The sequence below is a fragment of the Actinobacillus genomosp. 2 genome (genome assembly GCF_029773605.1).
Lineage (GTDB): Bacteria > Pseudomonadota > Gammaproteobacteria > Enterobacterales > Pasteurellaceae > Actinobacillus.
Genome location: NZ_CP103807.1, coordinates 1,270,205 through 1,288,394 on the forward strand (window position 1 = coordinate 1,270,205; position 18,190 = coordinate 1,288,394).

An 18,190-nucleotide genomic window follows, 5' to 3' on the forward strand; every position below is an offset into this window, starting at 1 on the left:
GCAACAAAAAAGCGGTTGAATTTCATCGGAAATTTGCAAAATTTCCACCAAATCCAACCGCTTGTCGTTATGCTTTTTTACGGGAGTATGCCCAAATCATAATCACTAACCCGCCGATAATCATTGGTAATGATAATAATTGGCCTCGGGTAATTAAATCATTTACAGTGTTAACATTCGGGTCGATATCACGTACATATTCAACTAAGAAGCGGAACACTCCGTAACCAATTAAGAACAAGCCGGCGACTGAACCTGCCGGACGAGGCTTTTTGATAAACCAATTAAGGATAAAGAACAATACTACGCCTTCTAAGAAAAACTCATAGAGCTGTGAAGGGTGACGAGGTAAATAGCCACCGCTTGGGAATAATACTGCCCAAGGCACATCGGTGACACGTCCCCAAAGTTCATCATTGATAAAGTTGCCGATACGTCCCATACCAAGCCCGAATGGAATTAGCGGTGCGATAAAATCTGATGTTTGCCAAAAGCTGCGTTTTTGACGAAAGGAAACCCAAATCATTGCCACAATCACACCGATTAAACCACCGTGGAATGACATTCCGCCTTCCCAAATACGGAATAAGAACATTGGATCTTGTAACAAGCGGTCGAAATTATAGAAAAACACGTCGCCGATACGTCCGCCTAATACCACGCCCCAGAAACAGGTATAGATAAGTTGATCCACTTGTTCGGTTGTCCAAACCCCGTTGGAATTTTTTGCTCGACGCATACCTAGCCAATAAGCGAAACCAAAGCCAATTAAATACATCAAACCGTACCAACGCAAGGCGATAGGACCGATACTAAAAATTATCGGATCAATTTGTGGAAATTGAATAAATTGTTCGTTCATAGTGTTCCTTTAAAAAAATTCCCCTCTGAGTGAGGGGAGTAAAACTAAAAGTAAATTATTTTAAAAACATATTAATCGCAATCACGACCAGCAGGACAGCAAAGGCTTTTTTCAAGGTAGCGACCGGCAACACATTTGCTGCATTTGCCCCTAATTTAGACGTAAAGTAAGACGTTAAGGTAATACCGAATAATGCCGGTAAATAAACATAACCGAGTGAATAATCCGGCATTTCAACATGCCAACCGCTTGTGATAAAGCTAATCGTACCGGATAACCCTAAAAATGCCCCACAAAATGATGATGTACCGATAGCCCGTTTCATTTCAACCCCTCGGCTATTGAGAAACGGTACAATGAAAGCACCACCAGCAATCCCCGCCATACTGGATAAAGCACCGATTACACCACCGGCAACAATGGTAGATTGCGTGGTAAGCGGTTTAATTTCAGGCGTTTTTTTCAACGAAAATAACATTCTTGCCGCTAAATACACCACCATGACCGCAAAGATTTTTGACATCAATTTCGCATCTAAGTTGCTTACCACTAAACCGGCAAGGAAAACAGAAGCCATCAAAGCAGGAATAAAATATTTACTTACTTGAACATCTACATTGCCCAATTTATGATGACGTTGTGCCGATGAAAAGGCTGTGACCACAATCGTTGAGAACGATGTACCCAAAGCTGCCGCCATTAGATTTTCCGGTGTTACACCTGCCATTGGGAATAAATAAACCAAACTTGGTACGATAATTAAACCGCCACCAATACCGAATAAGCCGGCTAAAAAGCCAACAACCGTACCTAGTACAAGACAACTCAAAAATACTTCTATCATTGTGATTTCCCTTTTTGTTGCTGATTATTCCACGCACGGTAAGGCTTGCGAAATTCGCGTTTTTGATAGTCACGTTTTTGAAAATCTCGTTTTTCCGTACGTTCTATACGCGGTTTTTCAACCGTTTCTACTTTTTTCGATTCGTTTAATAACACAGCGGCAAATTCTTTCATCACTTTGCGATAAACATCACGTTTAAATGAAACCACCTGACGCACCGGATACCAAAAACTGACCCAACGCCAACCGTCGAACTCCGGACTTTTAGTTGTTTTTAAATCAATCGTATTTTCATCACTGAGAAGTTGGAGCAAAAACCAACGTTGTTTTTGCCCGATACATACTGGCTGAGAACCATCACTACGTACTAAACGTTTCGGTAATTTATATTTCAGCCAATATTTAGACGCCCATAATAATCGCACATCTTTTTTGGTTAAGCCGACTTCTTCATAAAGCTCACGGTACATTGCCGTTTCAATGTTTTCGCCCTCGTTAATTCCGCCTTGCGGAAATTGCCAAGAGTTTTGTCCACACCGTTTTGCCCACAAAACTTGCCCTGCTTTATTGCAAATGACGATACCAACATTTGGGCGGTAGCCATCGAAATCAATCACTGAACCACCTTATTTAGGTAAGAGAAAATAAATGAGATTGTTTCACACTTTACGCCTTTGAACAACCTTTAAAGCCAATTTTGTAGATAACTCTGTGGATAAGTTGTAAACTCACTTGATTTATACTGCATATAACTAAGCTAACTCTTTGTTTTTATTTATAAGAATCTCGATCCTAACCCCCCATAAAAATGATCCTTTTTAATTCAAACAGGATCTTTTTATATACTGCTTTCTATACTTTATATGGATAACTTTCCAGATATTCTCTATTTAGGTATTCTTATTCACATCGCATCTAGTTTTATCCCCATCATTTGTGGATAAATTTGTGATAGTTTTGGATAATGAACGTGAATAACTCTACCTAGAAAATCAATATTAAGAATTTTCTCATATAAAACAATAAGTTATCTTATAAGAAAACGCTGTGTAAAATCCTCACATCTTACTGGTTACTTTTTAACCTAAAAAATAAGGCAGATCTCAATGATCTGCCTATTGCAAAAAACGATACAAATATTACCGTTTGTTCAAACTATTTTTTACTAGTTTGATACACTTTCATTGCTTCCGGTAATAAACGTTGTAAATTCTCTTGGCGATCTTCGTTTGAAGGGTGAGTCGAGAAAATTGAGCTACCTGAACTACCAGCAGCTTTACTCATTTTTACCCATACGTTTGGTGCTGCTGATGGGTTATAACCGGACTGTGCCATTAACATCAATCCGATTTCATCCGCTTCAGTTTCCTGACTACGAGAGAACGGTTTATTTAAACCCAAATCTGCTACCGTACCGACTAAATCCACGCCACCGATATTCGTTTGAATACCTTGTGATTGTAAGGCGATAGAACCTACCTGTGCCGCAATACCTGTGACTGCATTAAAAGTACGGTCAGATTTACCGTGTTCTAATAAAGCGTGTGCCATTTCATGTCCCATTACGGTCGCGATTTCATTATCATTTAAATTCAGCTTATCGACTAGCCCGGTATAGAATGCCATTTTACCGCCCGGCATTGCCCAAGCATTCAGTTCATCTGATTTTAATACGGTAATTTCCCATTGGAATGGAATACCTGTCGTATTTGATCTTTCCGCATACGGCTTCATTTTATTAAATACGGTATGAATACGGCGAGCTGTGGCTGAACTTGTATCTACCACCTTCTCAGCCTGAGCTTGGCTTTTTACTTGAGCATAACTTTGTGCTGCTTCTTGATTAATACTTTGTGTGCTGACACAAGCTGCGATCGCTGAACCTAAAAAGACAGCCGCTCCGATCTTTTTGACTAATTTCATTTTATTCCCCTATAAAATAAATGGCTTATTTATACCCCATAGAAAAAATGCCAAGCACTTTGATGAGTGTTTGGCATTTTGTTCAAAAACAAAAACTATTTTTTAGCACGTTCGAATGATTCTAAGATTTCTTGACGAGCTTCGTTTACATCGCCCCAACCTTCAACTTTCACCCATTTACCTGCTTCTAATGCTTTGTAACTTTCGAAGAAATGTTGAATTTGTGCTTTTAATAAAGCCGGTAAATCATTCACATCTTTAATGTGATCATATTCTTTGCTTAATTTAGTGTGCGGAACCGCAACAACTTTCGCATCACCACCAGCTTCATCAGTCATTTTTAACACGCCAACCGGACGACAACGAATCACAGAACCCGGTTGTAATGGATATGGAGTCGGTACTAATACGTCAACTGGGTCACCGTCAGATGATAATGTGTGATTTACATAACCGTAATTCGCCGGATAGAACATTGCAGTTGACATAAAACGGTCAACGAATAATGTGCCGGTTTCTTTATCCACTTCATATTTGATTGGATCTGAGTTTGCCGGAATTTCGATTACTACATAAATATCGTCTGGTAATTCTTTACCAGCTGGTACGTTTTCTAAGCCCATTTTAGTTTCCTTCTGTTGTAGAGGTAAAAAAACAATGCGATTATAGCGTATCTCATTTTAAATTTGTACATCTATGACAAAATCTCAAGGCTTTCAGTTTAAACAATTTTTTATTGCTCACGATAAATGTGCCATGAAAGTGAATACAGACGGCATCTTACTCGGGGCAATCGCTGATATTCAGCACAAACAGCAAATTCTTGATATGGGTTGTGGAACAGGCTTAATCGCAATTATGTTGGCACAACGCACAGCAGAAAATACGCAAATCACCGCATTGGAATTAGAACCTAACGCTTATCAACAAGCGGTCGAAAATTGCCAAAATTCTGTATTTTCCGACCGCTTACAAGTTTACCAAGGCGATGTGCTAACCTATGACTTTCAGCAAAAATTTGATCTTATTGTGTCGAATCCGCCTTATTTCACCGACAGTTTAGCCACACGCACCCATGAACGAGATTTAGCACGTTCCGCCACACAAAGTCACTTAGATTGGTTATTACAAGCGAAAAACTGGCTATCGGAAAAGGGGGAGATCACATTTATTTTACCATTCGAAGTGGCGGAAAAATTGCGAGAACAGAGCCAAACAAGCGGTCTGTTTTGTACAAAAATTTACCATGTTATTACGAAACAGGGACAATCGCCAAAACGGGCAATCATTAGTTTTTCGCTACATCAGCAATCGATTGATAAGCAGGAATTGGTTATTTATACTGTCGAGAACCAGTATACTGAAGCGTTTAGACAACTCACTCAGGCATTTTATCTCAATATGTGACCCACAAAAAAACCGACCAAACGGTCGGCTTTTTTATCCGCAAAATCTATATATTATTCTTCTAATTCGGCTAAATCCAACTGCTCAGGCGAAAGAATGATACCGGTTAAATCCGCATAGACATAATCTTCGGGGAAGAAGGTCACACCACCAAAATTGACCGGTGTATCAACCTCACCAATTTCCGTATCCTCAGCACCGACAGGAATCGGCGCTAAGGCGTGAATCCCAATCTCTAATGTTTCTAAAATATCTAATTGGCGAACAGCACCGTATACAATAATACCTTCCCAACCGTTATCAACTGCGAGTTGAGCTAATTCCGCATCAATTAACGCACGGCGTACCGCACCGCCACCATCAACCAGTAACACTCTGCCTTGACCGTCTTCTTCCAATACACTGGCAATTAACCCATTGCTTTCAAAACATTTCACCGTGGTAATTTTGCCACAAAAAGCAGATACTCCGCCAAAGCTTGAAAAGATTGGTTCAACCACATCAACTTGATCAGAATACATATCACAAAGAGCTGAGGTATCAATACGCATAAACTGTTCCTTTTTATAAGAGATTTTCTTGTTGGAAAGTATAAACCTAACCATACGATTTGCAAAATTTTTGCCAAAAATGCCCGCTTATTTTGCGAAACGGTTCACATTTTTCAACATATAACCAAAATGCGTGAGATATAACCTCAGATTCTTTCTCTAAATCTTATCGCTCTGTTACATTTCAAACATCTTTCAACAACATTTATTTTACATTATGCACAATAGAGATCTTTACCCACACGAAATCCTACAGGATGTGATTGATAAAAGTTTTGCCAAGTCGCAAAGCAGTTTAAAAATGCTTGCCATTTTAAGTTTCCTTGGTGGCGGTTATGTCAGCTTCGGCTATATTGCTTACCTTAAAGTAGTTAGCGGTATTCCACCTGAATGGAGCGGCTTAGCGAATTTATTGGGTGCTGCGGTTTTCCCAATTTGTTTAATTTGTATTTTGATTGGCGGTGGTGAACTGGCTACCGGTAATATGATGCTGATGGCACTCGGTAAATTCAGTAAAAAAGTCAGCTTACCGAAATTAGTTCGCAACTGGGTGATTGTGAGTTTAGGTAACTTAGTTGGTGCAGTTTCGATGGCATATTTCCTCGGGCATTATGTCGGCTTGGCGGAAGGTGTGTCAGCAGCGAAAACTATTGCAATTGCCGAAGCGAAAGTACATATGGATTTCGGACGAGCATTTATCTCGGCGATAGCTTGTAACTGGATGGTTTGTATGGGCATTTGGTTCTATTTCGGTGCAAAACAAACTTCCGGACGTATTTTAGCCATGTGGTTCCTGGTAATGACCTTCGTCTTAATCGGTTTACAACATTTCGTGGCAAATATGTTTATTATTCCGGCGGGTATTTGGGCAGGTGCTAACGTTACTTGGGGACAATTCTTCTTTAATATGATTCCGGTATTCTTAGGTAATGTAACCGGCGGTGCGGCATTTGTCGGTGCATCTTACCTGTTTGCCTACAAACATTTATTAAAAGACGACTATTCAATCTAAACTAATTTCAAGCGGTTATTTTTCTGCAAAGTTTTGCAAAAAAATGACCGCTTATTTTCTTATTAATGATCACATCATAAATTACGTCACTTCTTCCCTAAAATTGCTTGTATTCAATTAACAAAAAACGCTACGATCCCCTTCATAAAACTTATAAATCATGGAATATAAAATGAATCTGGATAAATACTATCTAAAAATGGAAGAACATTTTCTGTATGTGCCGTACTACAATCATCATCGCCGTATTCGTGTACTGCTCCCCAAAGATTATCATAAAGAAAATTGGCAAACTTATCCGGTGCTATATATGCACGACGGACAAAATGTGTTTTACAGTAAAGAATCCTATTCAGGCTATTCGTGGAAAATTATTCCGACCATTAAAAGTCACCAAGAGTTTCCCAAACTGATTATTGTTGGAATTGATAATGCGACGGTCCACCGTTTAGATGAATATGCTCCTTGGCGTACCGATGTCGGACATACGCCTGAAGCACGTAACGCTGGTGGTATGGGAGTGGAATATGGGCAATGGGTGGTCAATACAGTCAAACCGTTTATTGATACACACTATCGTACCAAGTCACAACGTGAACATACGTTATTAGCCGGCAGTTCAATGGGCGGTATTATTACCGCTTATATGGGGGCGGCTTATCCAGATACATTTGGACATTTAGGCGTGTTTTCTTCTGCATCTTGGTTTAGCGAATCTGCATTTTTAGATTTTGTCCACCGTCATCCGCTTAATAAAGCAAATAAAGTCTTTATTCAGGTAGGTACAAATGAAGGTGATGATATGGATGCACAATATATTTCTAATATGAATCAGGCTTATATCAACAGTTCACTGTATTATTATCAAGCCTTAATTCGTACCGGACACCCGTTGGATAATATTCGTTTGAAAATTATGGCAAATGAAACGCACCACGAAGTCCATTGGGCAAATCACTTTGTAGAGTTTTTAAGTTTTTCTCTGATGGGGAAATAAGCTGATAAGCGGTCAAATTTATTGTTTTTTTAGCAAAATAAGGCGGAGTCATCAGATCACAGATTCCGCCTTATTTTATATGCTAATCATTACACGCTTTGTTTACCAAAACGATTACCTATCAAAAAGGCTAATAAGCCAATCACTAAAGACGGCACAATCGCATGGAAGCTAAAAATGCTGATTTTAAAACTAGTGAAAATCACATAACTGATTAAACCCGCCAACATTGAACTAATTGCACCTGCCGCATTCGCCTTTTTCCAGTAAAGTCCCAACACGATCACCCACAAGAACGTCGCTTCTAAACCACCGAGTGAAAGTAAGTTCAACCAAATTAACATATCCGGTGGATTTAACGCCGCAAACACTAATAACACCGCAAAAGTGAGTATAGTCATGGTTGAGAAGAGTTTTAATTTAGCTTCGTTATCGACTGCCTCCGGCTTCACCGCTAAATATAAATCTTTGATTAAAGTAGAAGATGATTGAATTAATAACGAATCAATTGACGACATAATCGCCGCCATCGGTGCGGCTAAGAAAATACCAGCAACTAATGGCGGTAGCACTTGAATCATTAGAGTTGGAATTACCTGATCCGGAATTTTTAAATCAGGAATGACTGCTCGTCCAAGCACACCGGCAAGGTGCATACCGAACATCAGCAACGATACCACTAATGTGCCGATAACAAGGGCTTTATGTAAAGACGCACTATCTTTATATGCCATACTGCGTACTGCAAGCTGCGGTAAGCCGATTAAACCGAAACAGACCAATACCCAAAATGAAGTCATAAAGGTAAAGTCTAACGGACGTTCGTCAATGCCGTACGGCTGGATGAGTTGTGGGTTAATCGTTTCTAAGGTATTTACCGCATTTTCAATACCGCCTGTGGCATAAATCACCCCACCGAGCAATAAGAAAGTACCGACTAACATCACTAAGCCTTGAATGGTATCGGTCAACACCACCGCTCGAAAACCGCCGATAAAGGTATAAATACCAACCGTAACCGCAAAAATAATCACCGCCGTTTGATACGGCACACCTAAGGTGGTTTCCAATAAACGACCAGCACCGATAAACTGTACCGTCATCATCGCAAAAAACGAAAGCAGCAGGGCAAAGCCGGAAATCCAAACCACAAATTTATTTTGATAGCGAGCAAGCAATAAATCATTGATAGTTACTGCATTATATTTACGAGCGAGTAACGCAAATTTTTTACCTAATGCCCCTAATGCTAGTAATACCGCCGGCACTTGGATCATCGCAAGCAATACCCAACCTAACCCGTATTTATAAGCCGCCCCTGGACCGCCGATAAACGAACTTGCCCCAACATAAGTTGCAGCAGTTGTCATTGCCAACACAAAACCGGACATTGAGCGGCTGCCTACATAATACTCCGATAAAAAGCTACCGCCTTGACGTTTACGATAAGCATAAAATGCCACACCAAAAACAAAGCATAAATAAGCAATTAACGGCAATAACATCTCTTTATTCATTGCTTTGTTCCTTATCTAGATCAATATCTTGATAAACTTTTTTGACCACCCAATGCACAATCGCAGTAAATCCAAGTGGCAGTGCGATGCAAGCCAGTTCAAACCAAATTGGAAAGCCGAAAATGCCTCTTCCTACCGGTGAAAAATAGGCAAAGACAATCCAACCAATTAAATAAAGCAAGGCCAGCCAAACTGCCCAGCGAGCTTCTCTTACAAGTTGTTGATACTGCATAATGTTCCTTTTATATTTTCCCTTATACGATAAAGATTACTCACCCTATCGCGATAAGGATAGATTATATTACCTATCTCTGTGATTAACACAAAAATTCTGTTTGTTTTCAAGCCCAAATTAACGCAAAATTCATTTATCCTGATCAATATATAAATGAGCTTTATTATGACTTCAAATAAAATCGGCGTCTTGCTTGCTAATCTTGGTACGCCTGACGAACCAACGCCACCTGCAGTTAAACGCTATTTAAAACAATTTTTAAGTGACCCTCGAGTCATTGATTTACCCAAATTCAAATGGCAATTCATTTTAAATTATATGATCTTACCGAAAAGATCGCCTAAAGTTGCCAAACTTTATCGTGAAATTTGGACGGAACAAGGTTCACCGTTATTATCTATCTCTCGTCAACAACAACAAGCGTTACAAAGCTATTTTGATCAACAAAATCAAAATATCTTAGTGGAGCTTGGAATGAGCTACGGCAATCCAAGCATTGAAAGTGCGACAGACCGCTTAATTAAAGCTGGCGTAAGCAAAATCATTGTGCTACCGCTTTATCCGCAATACAGCAGTACGACAACTGCATCTGTATTAGATGCGTTTGCTCGAGGTTTAACTCAACAGCGTAATATTGTTCCGTTTGAATTTATCCATAGCTATCACAATTATCCGCTTTATATCCAAGCATTAGCGAATACTATCCAGTTAGCTGAAGATGAAAAATTACTGTTCTCATTCCACGGTATTCCGAAACGTTACCAAACAGAGGGCGATTTTTATCCGGAACATTGCCAACAAACTGCACAATTAGTCGCAGATAAATTATCGCTTACCGATGAACAATGGTTAGTCACTTATCAATCTCGTTTTGGCGATGAAGAATGGTTACAGCCTTATACGGATGAAACCTTGGAAAAATTACCAAGCCAAGGCGTTAAAAAAATTGCGGTTATTTGTGCCGGTTTCTCAGCGGATTGTTTAGAAACCTTAGAAGAAATCGCTGAGGAAAATAAAGAAAACTTCCTCAACGCTGGCGGACAATCTTATCGTTACATTCCGGCACTCAATGCCAATACCGATCACATCAACGCATTAGCGAAGTTGATTGAGGCTAAAATCTAAAAATAAGCGGTCTAATTTTTCGATTTTTTTACCTTTTTAAAGCGTAAAAATACCCGAAAATATGGCCGCTTATCTTTTCCTAGATAACATTTCATTTTTGTGAAATCCATCACAGTAAACTTTGATTATCTATACTATATTCCTCTCGCCTATCATAACTAGATTAAGGAGAGAATATGAGTAATGAAGTCAATACGAAGAAATTGATCGTTGGAACAATTTCATTGCTATGTGCCATTATTTTCTTTGGCGGTTTTGCTAAAGATTTATGGGGAGGGATCTTTGATTACAGTAAACTGACCGGACAATTTCCCGAATGGCTAAAAACATCAGGTGGTACAAGTGCCAAAGGCGGTTTTATTTTCGCTTTAACCTTAGTACCTAGCGTAATGTTAGCTCTTGGTTTTGTCGCGATTTTCGAGCATTTTGGTGCATTGTTAGCCGCTTCTAAATGGCTTAGTCCAATTTTAAAACCGTTGATAGGTATTCCGGGTGTTTGTTCCATTTCTTTAATTGCCAGTACGCAAAGTACCGATGCCGGTAGTTCCACTACTCGCCTCCTACGCAACGAAAATCAAATCAGTCATAAAGAATTACTGATTTTTGCCGCATTCCAATTTAGTGCCGGTGCGTTCTTAACCAATTTCCTCTCGTCTTTCGCCCCGTTATTATTAATTACCGATAAAGCCGGTAGTGTTGCACCGATTTCTATTGCAATGTGCTTAGGCATTATTTTCCTGTTTAAAATATTCGGGGCAAATCTAATGCGTCTGTATGTAAAAAAATTCGTTAAAGATGATGAGGTGGGTGTATGAATAACAGCAACGACAACAAATTAGTCACCGATGTATTTATCGAAGGGGCAAGAAAAGGGTGGAATATTGCGATAACTAGTACCATTCCGAACGTATTAATGGCATTTGTCATTATTTATGTACTCAACGCATCAGGATTACTAAAACTGCTTGGTGAATATATCGGATTTATTATGGCTCCGCTCGGATTACCAGGCGAATCAATCGCAGTATTTTTAGCAGCATTCCTAAGCTGGGGCGGTGCCGCCGGTGTGTTAGTTGCCTTAGTGCAAGAAGGTACATTAAACGCACAGCATATCGCTATCTTATTACCGGGTATGGCGTTGGTCGGTTCAACCGTTCAATATATGGGACGCGTATTGGGCGTATTAGGTGTTCCTGGTAAGCACTATCTTGCTTTATTCGGCATCTGTATTATCAATGCCTATCTAGCCATGTTATTAATGAGATTTATCGTCTAATCAGGAGTAAATTATTATGCAAAATAGTCAGTTAGATAATTTTCTTTATGAGTTAAAAACGATTACGGATATTGAAAGCCCCGCATCTCATCTTAGCGGTGTAAATCAAGTTGCTGACTGGTTTATTCAAAAAGCAGAAAAACTTGGACTTTTTCACAAAAAGCTCCCGATGAATAGTGATAAAGTTGCCGATTGTTTACTCATTAGCAATAATCCTGATGCGGAACAATTCGATATTTTGTTTATCGCTCATATGGATACGGTTTTTCCGGTCGGTACAACAAACGATGTACCGTTTACCAATGACGGAGAAAGAATTAATGCTTTGGGCGTTATTGATGACAAATCCGGTGCATTGCTGAGTTTTTATGTTTTACAGGAACTTGATTTAACTAAATATAATATTGCGGTTTACCTAAATTCTCACGAAGAGATCGGATCTACCTATGCCAAAGACAGTATTCGTGAATATGCTCGTAAAGCCAAATATTGTTTTGTTATGGAGCCAGCTCGAGAAGACGGCTCAATGGTGGCAACCAGAAAAGGAGTAATTACTTATAAAATTGATTTCCATGGTGTTGCCGCACATGCGGGCAATAATCCGGAAAGAGGTCGCTCTGCATTAGTCGAGGCTGCGAATTTTATTGTCGAATTTTCAAAATTAAACGACTTTGAAGTCGGACATACCTTTAACTGCGTCATCAATAACGGAGGCAGTGCGCATAACGTTATTGCGGATTTTGCCTCCTTAACGATTGAAATGCGCTACCGTTTACCGTCTTCCGTTGAATATTTCGAGCGACATTTAAAACGAGTACTGGATAATCCTTTTGTGGCCGGAGTAACCGCAACTAAGGTATTAGTGAACAGCGAAGCACCTATGATTGATGAAGTAAACTTGCCAAAAGTGAAACAGATCTTTGACGAAGTAGGTAAACAGCTTCAATATCCAATCAAATGGGTCGATGCAGGCGGCTTAAGTGACGGCAATATTGCAGCAGCATCAGGTTGTTTAACGATTGATGGCTTAGGACCAACAGGTGGTAATATGCATGCAAAAACCGAATATTTAGAAGTCAATTCGATTGTTCCTAAATGTAATTTGGTCGTTGCCGTAATTAAACGTTTATTTGATGCTCATTAATCAATAAGAAATCGGCCTACAAATTCCTATTTTTGTAGGCTGATACTTTTATCCATTCCCCGTACGCTTACAACAACAATCATTCAGGTGATCATCAACCAATCCCATTGATTGCATAAAAGCGTAACAAGTGGTTTCGCCGACAAATACAAAACCTTTCTTTTTTAATACCTTCGACATTGTGGCTGAAATAGCTGTTTTTGCCGGTACAACGGATAAATCTGGCACATTATTAATTTGTGGCTGACCACCTACAAATGCCCAAATAAATTGACTAAAATCCTCTCCGTTTGCTTGCATAGCAAGATAAGCCTTAGCATTTTTCACAATCGCTTCCAATTTGGCTCGGTGGCGAATTAAACCGGTATTTTGCATAAGTTGGTCAATATCTGACTCTGTCATTTGTGCTATACGCTCCGGATCAAACTGGAAAAATGCTTGGCGATAAGCCTCACGCTTTTTCAAAACTGTAATCCAAGAAAGTCCTGCTTGTTGCCCTTCCAAACACAGTTGCTCAAATAACTTACGGCGGTCAAACTCAGGTTTTCCCCATTCTTGATCATGATAATTGAGATAAATCTCGCTATCGTCCACCCAGTTACAACGTTTTGTCATAATAATTTTCCTTAAAATGATGAAAAAAGACCGCTTGTTCTTCTTAGTGACAAGCGGTCTGTTTTTAACTAAATCTTACAATTATTTTTTTGGTAAATAACGAACTGGGTCAATTGATTTACCTTTATAACGAATTTCAAAGTGAAGTTTGTTACTATTGGTACCGGTACTTCCCATTTTCGCAATCGTTTCACCTGCGCTAACGTTATCTTGCTCATCAACCTTGATACTATCGTTATGTGCATAAGCACTCAAAAAGTCATCATTATGTTTAATGATAATCAAGTTACCGTAGCCTTCTAAAGCATTACCAGCATAAACGACTTTCCCTGCTGCTGCAGCTTTTACGTCTTGACCTTTAGAACCTGCAATATCAATACCTTTGTTTCCGCCTTCCGCAGCAGAGAAACCGGATACGACGCGACCAGCTGTCGGCCATTGCCATTTAATATTCGAAGCTGGTGCAGCCACAGTATTCGATCGGGAAGAAGTTGGTGAATCTGCTGTAGTCGCACGTACTGCAGGTGCTGTTGCAGCAGTAGTTGCCACAACGCCTGTCGCTGCACTTGCTGCAGCAGTATTTCCTACCGAAGCACGAATACCATTATTCGCAACAGGCACAGAAGCATCCCCCATACCAGCTTTCACCGGACCGGTAATATTACCGTCAGAAGCATAAGTTGTACCATTTGCTCCTTGTTGATAAGTAATTTGCGGTTCAACCGGTACTGTCACCTTTTCTTCAACCGTTACCGTTTCAGTTGCTGATTTACCGGTTTTTAGTTTTTGCCCTACAGTTAATTGATAAGGCTCACTCATATTATTTAATGAAGCAATCTCTTTAACATCTTTACCGATAATATAAGCGATTAAGAACATTGTATCGCCTTTACGTACCGTATAAGTCGAACCGTCATAGAAGCCTTTTTGAATCTGGCTGTATACCAGGGCATTATTCGCATCACGCGGAATCTCAAAGTTCTGATTTACCTTTTTCTCTACAGTTTTGGTTTTTTTCACCACTTTGGTCGTTGTTTGCGGTTGACTTGGCTGTTCCGTAATGACCGGATTGGTTACAACAGGTTGAGAAGCTACCGGTGTAGCAATCGGTGCTGATCCCATTGAGCTTGGCATAGATACCGGTTGAATATCAGATTGCCAACCATAAGTTGTCGGTGCTGTACCTGAAACAGGCTGCATTACGCCCGGACTTAATTCTGTACTATCAGTCGCACTCACAACCGGTGCCGGAGCATTTGAACTACACGCCGTTAAAATTAACGCAGCTAAAGGTAATAAAAGAAACGATTTCTTCATTTTGTCATTTGTCCTTTTAAAAATAAGTTACTTAGTCATTGATGACGGCATCGGTGCAGATTCTACTTCAGAAGGCCAACTATAACTACCTTCTGCTGCACCGGATCCGGATACCGGCTGCATCATACCCGGTGCTAATTGTGAATCATCAATTACCGTTGCTTGATTCGAACTACACGCGGTTAAACTAAGTAATAAAGCAGTTAAACATAATACTTTTTTCATTTCACTTTCCTAAATCTATAAACGAATAAAACGACAGCCGCCATTCACGCCTGTCGTTCAATAAATAATAAAATTAGCAGATTATCTCACACGCAATACCTGACCAACTTGTAGTTTAGTCGTGGTACTAATATTATTTAATGCTGCAATTTGTGCCGGTGTTTGACCGGTTAAGTAAGAAATTAAATACATTGTATCGCTTTTTCCTACTGTATAACTACTCTCAGTATAACAACCTTTGGTAATTTGTGCATACATTGGTGCCCCGGTAGCATCTCTTACTACTTGGCAATTACCTACTGTTTCCGATTGAGCATTATAACTTGGTGAGGTTGGTTGCGTACTATAAGAAGTTGGATTTCTGTAAGTACTTTGCCCCATTGTTTGGGTTGGTGCAGAAGACATAGATGTAGGCATATCCACCGACTGAATTGCTTCGGAAGATTGCCAACTCGGAACTGCCGGTGCAGATGAAATACCATTAGAATTAACATCAGCCACCTCAGCACCTTCAGATGAAGAAGACGAACAAGCAGATAATACCAGTGAAGCTGAAACCACTAATGGGAATAAAAGAAATGATTTTTTCATTTTAATATCCTTTATTTAAATAATTGATATGCGATATAAGCTAAGACTGCCAAGGCAATCGTTCCCCAACCAATTAACTCAATAGAACGACGAATTTTTTCCGCATATTTTTCTCCGCCCCACGCTGAAAGTTTTGCAACCAAAGCAAAACGAGCAAAGCGAGAAATGGCTGCGGTAATCACAAATGGGAAAAATGCCATTTGCATTACACCGGCACAGATTGTAAACACTTTATATGGAATTGGCGAGAAACCGGCTAAAAAAACTACCGCAACGCCCCATGTTTCAAACCAAGCCTTTGCTTTATCAAAGTTAGCTTGCATTCCCCAATCGGCAATTAATCCTTGCACCCACTCAAATGCGTATAAACCGATAAAGTAACCAATAATACCGCCAAGTACAGAAGCAATCGTAGTATAAATCGCATAACGCATCGCATTTTGCGGTTTACTCATCGACATCGGGATCAACATCACATCTGGCGGAATTGGGAAGAAAATCGCCTCAATAAAACTCACAAAACTAAGCCAAAAGCCGGCGAAGCGGTGCTTTGACCATTCCATGGTTTTATCATAAATCGGACCGAATAATTTCATTAAAAAATATCCTTTAATGTTTGAATAGAATAATGTGCTGTCATATCCGCTTGAATCGGGGTAATCGAAACATAATCATTTGCCAAAGCATAGAAATCCGTTCCTTCACTCGCATCAACCGGTACACCGTTTGCTCCGAGCCAATAAATGGTCGAACCACGAGGATCTTCTCGCTTTACAATTTCTGCCGCCGGCGAACGATTTCCTAAACGAGTTACCATCACACCTTTTACTTGTTCATAAGGTAAATCCGGTACATTAATATTTAAAATCTGACGTGCAGGTAAAATACCTTTTTGTACTTTCGGTAATAAATCCAATACGACTTGTGCTGCCGTTTCAAAATGATTATTACCGAATAAATGACCTTCGGATTTTTTACCAACTAATGAAACTGCCAAACTCGGAAAAGGTAAATGACGGCCTTCTAACGCTGCGGCAACGGTTCCTGAATAAACGACATCATCACCTAAATTCGCACCGTGGTTAATGCCTGAAACGACTAAATCAAATGGCTGTTCAAAAAAACCGTTTAAGGCTAAGTGTACACAATCCGCCGGCGTGCCGGCAATGACCGTATAATTAAATTCATCAATCTGATGCACTCGAATCGGATCCATTAAAGTTAAGCAACTGGATGCAGCACTACGATTTCTATCCGGCGCAATTACTGTAACCGAATGTCCAACCTCACGTAGCACACGAGCTAATGTTTGAATCCCTTCTGCGTGATAACCGTCATCATTACTGATTAAAATATTCATTATTCTTGTTCCGTTAATTGAATTAATTCACGCACCAACGCAGTTGCATAACTACCTGAATCTAAAAAGAATTTAAGGCGTAATCCTTCAGACTCAAATTGCCATAAAAAGTTTTGCGGTTTACATAACATTGCACGACGAGCATTTGCCATTCGTTCTTTTTTCATCAAATCAAGCAACACAGTATGACGTTCAACGATCATTTTTTCCACTTCACAAGCGGTCAATTCTTGTGATTTTTCACCAATTAACGGTGCAGTTAATAACACATCGCCTGAATCTAAACGCTGTTGTGTTGCCACGATTTCATTTTCATCTACCAGAAAAAAGCTGTTAGAACCGGCTAATTGCAAATAGTCGCCGACTAAAACCGTCTGAGTTAAACCATCTGCAATACGTTGTGAAACCACTAAATTAAACACTTCACTACGTGCAGCCGATAGATAAAAGCTACGTTTTTTACGATCTTTAACGCTAATTTCGCCATTTGCCCAACGCAATGCCTGAGTCAAATTATGACCGTCACGTCCAAAACGTTGTTCGGTAAAATAATTCGGGAATCCGACCGCTTGTAACTGGCTTAAACGTTGCTTTAGTTCATCCGATTCACTTACATCACGTAATAACAATTCAAAATGATTACCGGCTAAACTGCCAACTCGAATCTTACGGTTATGGCGAGTGACTTCTAAAATCTCTACGCCTTCACATTCAAATTGTGAAAAATCGGGTGTTTCTTTACCGGCTAAATGCAAACAAAACCACTGTTCGGTCACCGCGTGGCGATCTTTAAGCCCGGCATAACTCATATTTTTTGCCGAAATACCGACAAACTTCGCTAACTGTTCACCGACAAATAAGGTATTCGCATTGGTTTTACGGATTTTTACCGCAACAAATTCGCCTTCACCACTGAGCGGATAACCAAGTTCTTCTCGCACGATAAAATCAGCAAATTCCGCTTTTAATCTGCCCGCTTGCTGTGGCTGTCCTAAGAGATAATTTAATTGCATTACACGCCCTTTTTAAAGACAAACAAATATTACAACTTGTTGCCATTCTCTTTTCAAAAAGAATTATTTTATCAGTTATCACTCACTTTTAAACCTAGATATTTCAGTTTTCATTCGGAAAAATATAAATATTTAGCCCTCACTCCAGATTATTGATATAAATCGTAATTCTTTCA

General features: G+C 39.7%; 22 protein-coding genes. 7 read left to right on the forward strand and 15 right to left on the reverse strand.

The genetic code is table 11. The annotated features are described in order from the left end of the window. Positions 1–67 precede the first annotated feature (67 nt). The 5 genes from lgt to ppa all read right to left on the reverse strand — a co-directional run bounded on the left by lgt (position 68) and on the right by ppa (position 4,252). On the reverse strand, positions 68–862 hold the full coding sequence (lgt, locus tag NYR60_RS06230; RefSeq protein WP_279466178.1) for a prolipoprotein diacylglyceryl transferase: 795 nt from the start codon (positions 860–862) through the stop codon (positions 68–70). Positions 863–917: 55 nt separating this feature from the next. After that, a complete protein-coding gene (locus NYR60_RS06235) occupies positions 918–1,706 on the reverse strand; it encodes a sulfite exporter TauE/SafE family protein (RefSeq protein ID WP_279466180.1) in 789 nt (262 codons plus the stop codon). Then, positions 1,703–2,323 carry an RNA pyrophosphohydrolase gene (gene rppH / locus NYR60_RS06240; RefSeq protein ID WP_279466181.1) on the reverse strand — a complete coding sequence of 207 codons (621 nt, stop codon included), beginning with the start codon at positions 2,321–2,323 and terminating at the stop codon, positions 1,703–1,705. The genes NYR60_RS06235 and rppH overlap by 4 nt, the downstream gene beginning before the upstream one ends. Positions 2,324–2,861: 538 nt before the next feature. Continuing rightward, entirely contained in the window at positions 2,862–3,629 is a 768-nt protein-coding gene (locus NYR60_RS06245; protein WP_279466182.1) for a M48 family metallopeptidase, read from the reverse strand. A gap of 95 nt (positions 3,630–3,724) precedes the next feature. Continuing rightward, entirely contained in the window at positions 3,725–4,252 is a 528-nt protein-coding gene (ppa, locus tag NYR60_RS06250; RefSeq protein WP_279445357.1) for an inorganic diphosphatase, read from the reverse strand. A 73-nt stretch (positions 4,253–4,325) separates the two neighbouring features. On the opposite strand from ppa, the gene NYR60_RS06255 reads away from it, so the two are divergent. Beyond that, positions 4,326–5,036, forward strand: a complete 711-nt coding sequence (locus NYR60_RS06255) for a tRNA1(Val) (adenine(37)-N6)-methyltransferase (RefSeq protein WP_279466183.1) — start codon at positions 4,326–4,328, stop codon at positions 5,034–5,036. 53 nt (positions 5,037–5,089) lie between these two features. Here the strand turns inward: NYR60_RS06255 and rraA are convergent, their stop codons facing one another. Beyond that, positions 5,090–5,587 carry a ribonuclease E activity regulator RraA gene (gene rraA / locus NYR60_RS06260; RefSeq protein ID WP_279466184.1) on the reverse strand — a complete coding sequence of 166 codons (498 nt, stop codon included), beginning with the start codon at positions 5,585–5,587 and terminating at the stop codon, positions 5,090–5,092. Between the two features lie 217 nt (positions 5,588–5,804). Here rraA and NYR60_RS06265 point away from each other — a divergent pair, with 217 nt between their 5' ends. Continuing rightward, entirely contained in the window at positions 5,805–6,599 is a 795-nt protein-coding gene (locus tag NYR60_RS06265) for a formate/nitrite transporter family protein (RefSeq protein WP_279466185.1), read from the forward strand. A 172-nt stretch (positions 6,600–6,771) separates the two neighbouring features. Next, entirely contained in the window at positions 6,772–7,596 is an 825-nt protein-coding gene (locus NYR60_RS06270) for an alpha/beta hydrolase (protein WP_279466187.1), read from the forward strand. A gap of 89 nt (positions 7,597–7,685) precedes the next feature. Here the strand turns inward: NYR60_RS06270 and panF are convergent, their stop codons facing one another. Both panF and NYR60_RS06280 read right to left on the reverse strand, forming a co-directional pair. Next, complete coding sequence (panF, locus tag NYR60_RS06275) at positions 7,686–9,113, reverse strand: sodium/pantothenate symporter (RefSeq protein WP_279466189.1); 1,428 nt, start codon at positions 9,111–9,113, stop codon at positions 7,686–7,688. Next, a complete protein-coding gene (locus NYR60_RS06280; RefSeq protein WP_279466190.1) occupies positions 9,106–9,345 on the reverse strand; it encodes a YhdT family protein in 240 nt (79 codons plus the stop codon). Before NYR60_RS06280 ends, panF begins: the two co-directional genes overlap by 8 nt. 168 nt (positions 9,346–9,513) lie before the next feature. On the opposite strand from NYR60_RS06280, the gene hemH reads away from it, so the two are divergent. The 4 genes from hemH to NYR60_RS06300 all read left to right on the forward strand — a co-directional run bounded on the left by hemH (position 9,514) and on the right by NYR60_RS06300 (position 12,893). After that, positions 9,514–10,473, forward strand: a complete 960-nt coding sequence (gene hemH / locus NYR60_RS06285; RefSeq protein WP_279466191.1) for a ferrochelatase — start codon at positions 9,514–9,516, stop codon at positions 10,471–10,473. Between the two features lie 176 nt (positions 10,474–10,649). Continuing rightward, on the forward strand, positions 10,650–11,288 hold the full coding sequence (locus NYR60_RS06290) for a nucleoside recognition domain-containing protein (RefSeq protein WP_279466194.1): 639 nt from the start codon (positions 10,650–10,652) through the stop codon (positions 11,286–11,288). Further along, positions 11,285–11,749, forward strand: a complete 465-nt coding sequence (locus NYR60_RS06295) for a YjiG family protein (protein ID WP_279466195.1) — start codon at positions 11,285–11,287, stop codon at positions 11,747–11,749. Before NYR60_RS06290 ends, NYR60_RS06295 begins: the two co-directional genes overlap by 4 nt. A 16-nt stretch (positions 11,750–11,765) precedes the next feature. After that, a complete protein-coding gene (locus NYR60_RS06300) occupies positions 11,766–12,893 on the forward strand; it encodes a M20/M25/M40 family metallo-hydrolase (protein ID WP_279466196.1) in 1,128 nt (375 codons plus the stop codon). 48 nt (positions 12,894–12,941) lie between these two features. On the opposite strand, the gene NYR60_RS06305 is transcribed toward NYR60_RS06300, so the two are convergent. The 7 genes from NYR60_RS06305 to truD form a co-directional block, all read right to left on the reverse strand. Next, complete coding sequence (locus NYR60_RS06305; protein ID WP_279466197.1) at positions 12,942–13,508, reverse strand: DNA-3-methyladenine glycosylase I; 567 nt, start codon at positions 13,506–13,508, stop codon at positions 12,942–12,944. 81 nt (positions 13,509–13,589) lie between these two features. Next, positions 13,590–14,825 (reverse strand): murein hydrolase activator NlpD, encoded by a 1,236-nt coding sequence (gene nlpD, locus NYR60_RS06310; RefSeq protein WP_279466198.1) that lies wholly within the window; start codon positions 14,823–14,825, stop codon positions 13,590–13,592. Between the two features lie 27 nt (positions 14,826–14,852). Next, positions 14,853–15,050: a hypothetical protein gene (locus NYR60_RS06315; RefSeq protein ID WP_279466199.1), complete on the reverse strand. Its 198-nt coding sequence runs from the start codon at positions 15,048–15,050 to the stop codon at positions 14,853–14,855. An 81-nt stretch (positions 15,051–15,131) separates the two neighbouring features. Next, the gene (locus tag NYR60_RS06320) at positions 15,132–15,641 is read right to left on the reverse strand and encodes a LysM peptidoglycan-binding domain-containing protein (RefSeq protein WP_279466200.1); all 510 of its coding nucleotides are present in this window, start codon (positions 15,639–15,641) and stop codon (positions 15,132–15,134) included. 11 nt (positions 15,642–15,652) lie between these two features. Then, positions 15,653–16,237, reverse strand: coding sequence for a YqaA family protein (locus tag NYR60_RS06325; protein ID WP_279466201.1), 585 nt, complete (start codon positions 16,235–16,237; stop codon positions 15,653–15,655). Next, a complete protein-coding gene (gene surE, locus NYR60_RS06330) occupies positions 16,237–17,001 on the reverse strand; it encodes a 5'/3'-nucleotidase SurE (protein ID WP_279466203.1) in 765 nt (254 codons plus the stop codon). The genes NYR60_RS06325 and surE overlap by 1 nt, the downstream gene beginning before the upstream one ends. Continuing rightward, the gene (gene truD / locus NYR60_RS06335; protein WP_279466205.1) at positions 17,001–18,014 is read right to left on the reverse strand and encodes a tRNA pseudouridine(13) synthase TruD; all 1,014 of its coding nucleotides are present in this window, start codon (positions 18,012–18,014) and stop codon (positions 17,001–17,003) included. The genes surE and truD overlap by 1 nt, the downstream gene beginning before the upstream one ends. Positions 18,015–18,190 lie beyond the last annotated feature (176 nt).

Bases quoted from the DNA above. Each gene is read 5' to 3' on its own strand.
- lgt (WP_279466178.1), bottom strand. From the start codon at position 862: ATGAACGAACAATTTATTCAATTTCCACAAATTGATCCGATAATTTTT.
- NYR60_RS06235 (WP_279466180.1), bottom strand. From the start codon at position 1,706: ATGATAGAAGTATTTTTGAGTTGTCTTGTACTAGGTACGGTTGTTGGC.
- NYR60_RS06245 (WP_279466182.1), bottom strand. From the start codon at position 3,629: ATGAAATTAGTCAAAAAGATCGGAGCGGCTGTCTTTTTAGGTTCAGCG.
- ppa (WP_279445357.1), bottom strand. From the start codon at position 4,252: ATGGGCTTAGAAAACGTACCAGCTGGTAAAGAATTACCAGACGATATT.
- NYR60_RS06255 (WP_279466183.1), top strand. From the start codon at position 4,326: ATGACAAAATCTCAAGGCTTTCAGTTTAAACAATTTTTTATTGCTCAC.
- rraA (WP_279466184.1), bottom strand. From the start codon at position 5,587: ATGCGTATTGATACCTCAGCTCTTTGTGATATGTATTCTGATCAAGTT.
- NYR60_RS06265 (WP_279466185.1), top strand. From the start codon at position 5,805: ATGCACAATAGAGATCTTTACCCACACGAAATCCTACAGGATGTGATT.
- NYR60_RS06270 (WP_279466187.1), top strand. From the start codon at position 6,772: ATGAATCTGGATAAATACTATCTAAAAATGGAAGAACATTTTCTGTAT.
- panF (WP_279466189.1), bottom strand. From the start codon at position 9,113: ATGAATAAAGAGATGTTATTGCCGTTAATTGCTTATTTATGCTTTGTT.
- NYR60_RS06280 (WP_279466190.1), bottom strand. From the start codon at position 9,345: ATGCAGTATCAACAACTTGTAAGAGAAGCTCGCTGGGCAGTTTGGCTG.
- hemH (WP_279466191.1), top strand. From the start codon at position 9,514: ATGACTTCAAATAAAATCGGCGTCTTGCTTGCTAATCTTGGTACGCCT.
- NYR60_RS06290 (WP_279466194.1), top strand. From the start codon at position 10,650: ATGAGTAATGAAGTCAATACGAAGAAATTGATCGTTGGAACAATTTCA.
- NYR60_RS06295 (WP_279466195.1), top strand. From the start codon at position 11,285: ATGAATAACAGCAACGACAACAAATTAGTCACCGATGTATTTATCGAA.
- NYR60_RS06300 (WP_279466196.1), top strand. From the start codon at position 11,766: ATGCAAAATAGTCAGTTAGATAATTTTCTTTATGAGTTAAAAACGATT.
- NYR60_RS06305 (WP_279466197.1), bottom strand. From the start codon at position 13,508: ATGACAAAACGTTGTAACTGGGTGGACGATAGCGAGATTTATCTCAAT.
- nlpD (WP_279466198.1), bottom strand. From the start codon at position 14,825: ATGAAGAAATCGTTTCTTTTATTACCTTTAGCTGCGTTAATTTTAACG.
- NYR60_RS06315 (WP_279466199.1), bottom strand. From the start codon at position 15,050: ATGAAAAAAGTATTATGTTTAACTGCTTTATTACTTAGTTTAACCGCG.
- NYR60_RS06320 (WP_279466200.1), bottom strand. From the start codon at position 15,641: ATGAAAAAATCATTTCTTTTATTCCCATTAGTGGTTTCAGCTTCACTG.
- NYR60_RS06325 (WP_279466201.1), bottom strand. From the start codon at position 16,237: ATGAAATTATTCGGTCCGATTTATGATAAAACCATGGAATGGTCAAAG.
- surE (WP_279466203.1), bottom strand. From the start codon at position 17,001: ATGAATATTTTAATCAGTAATGATGACGGTTATCACGCAGAAGGGATT.
- truD (WP_279466205.1), bottom strand. From the start codon at position 18,014: ATGCAATTAAATTATCTCTTAGGACAGCCACAGCAAGCGGGCAGATTA.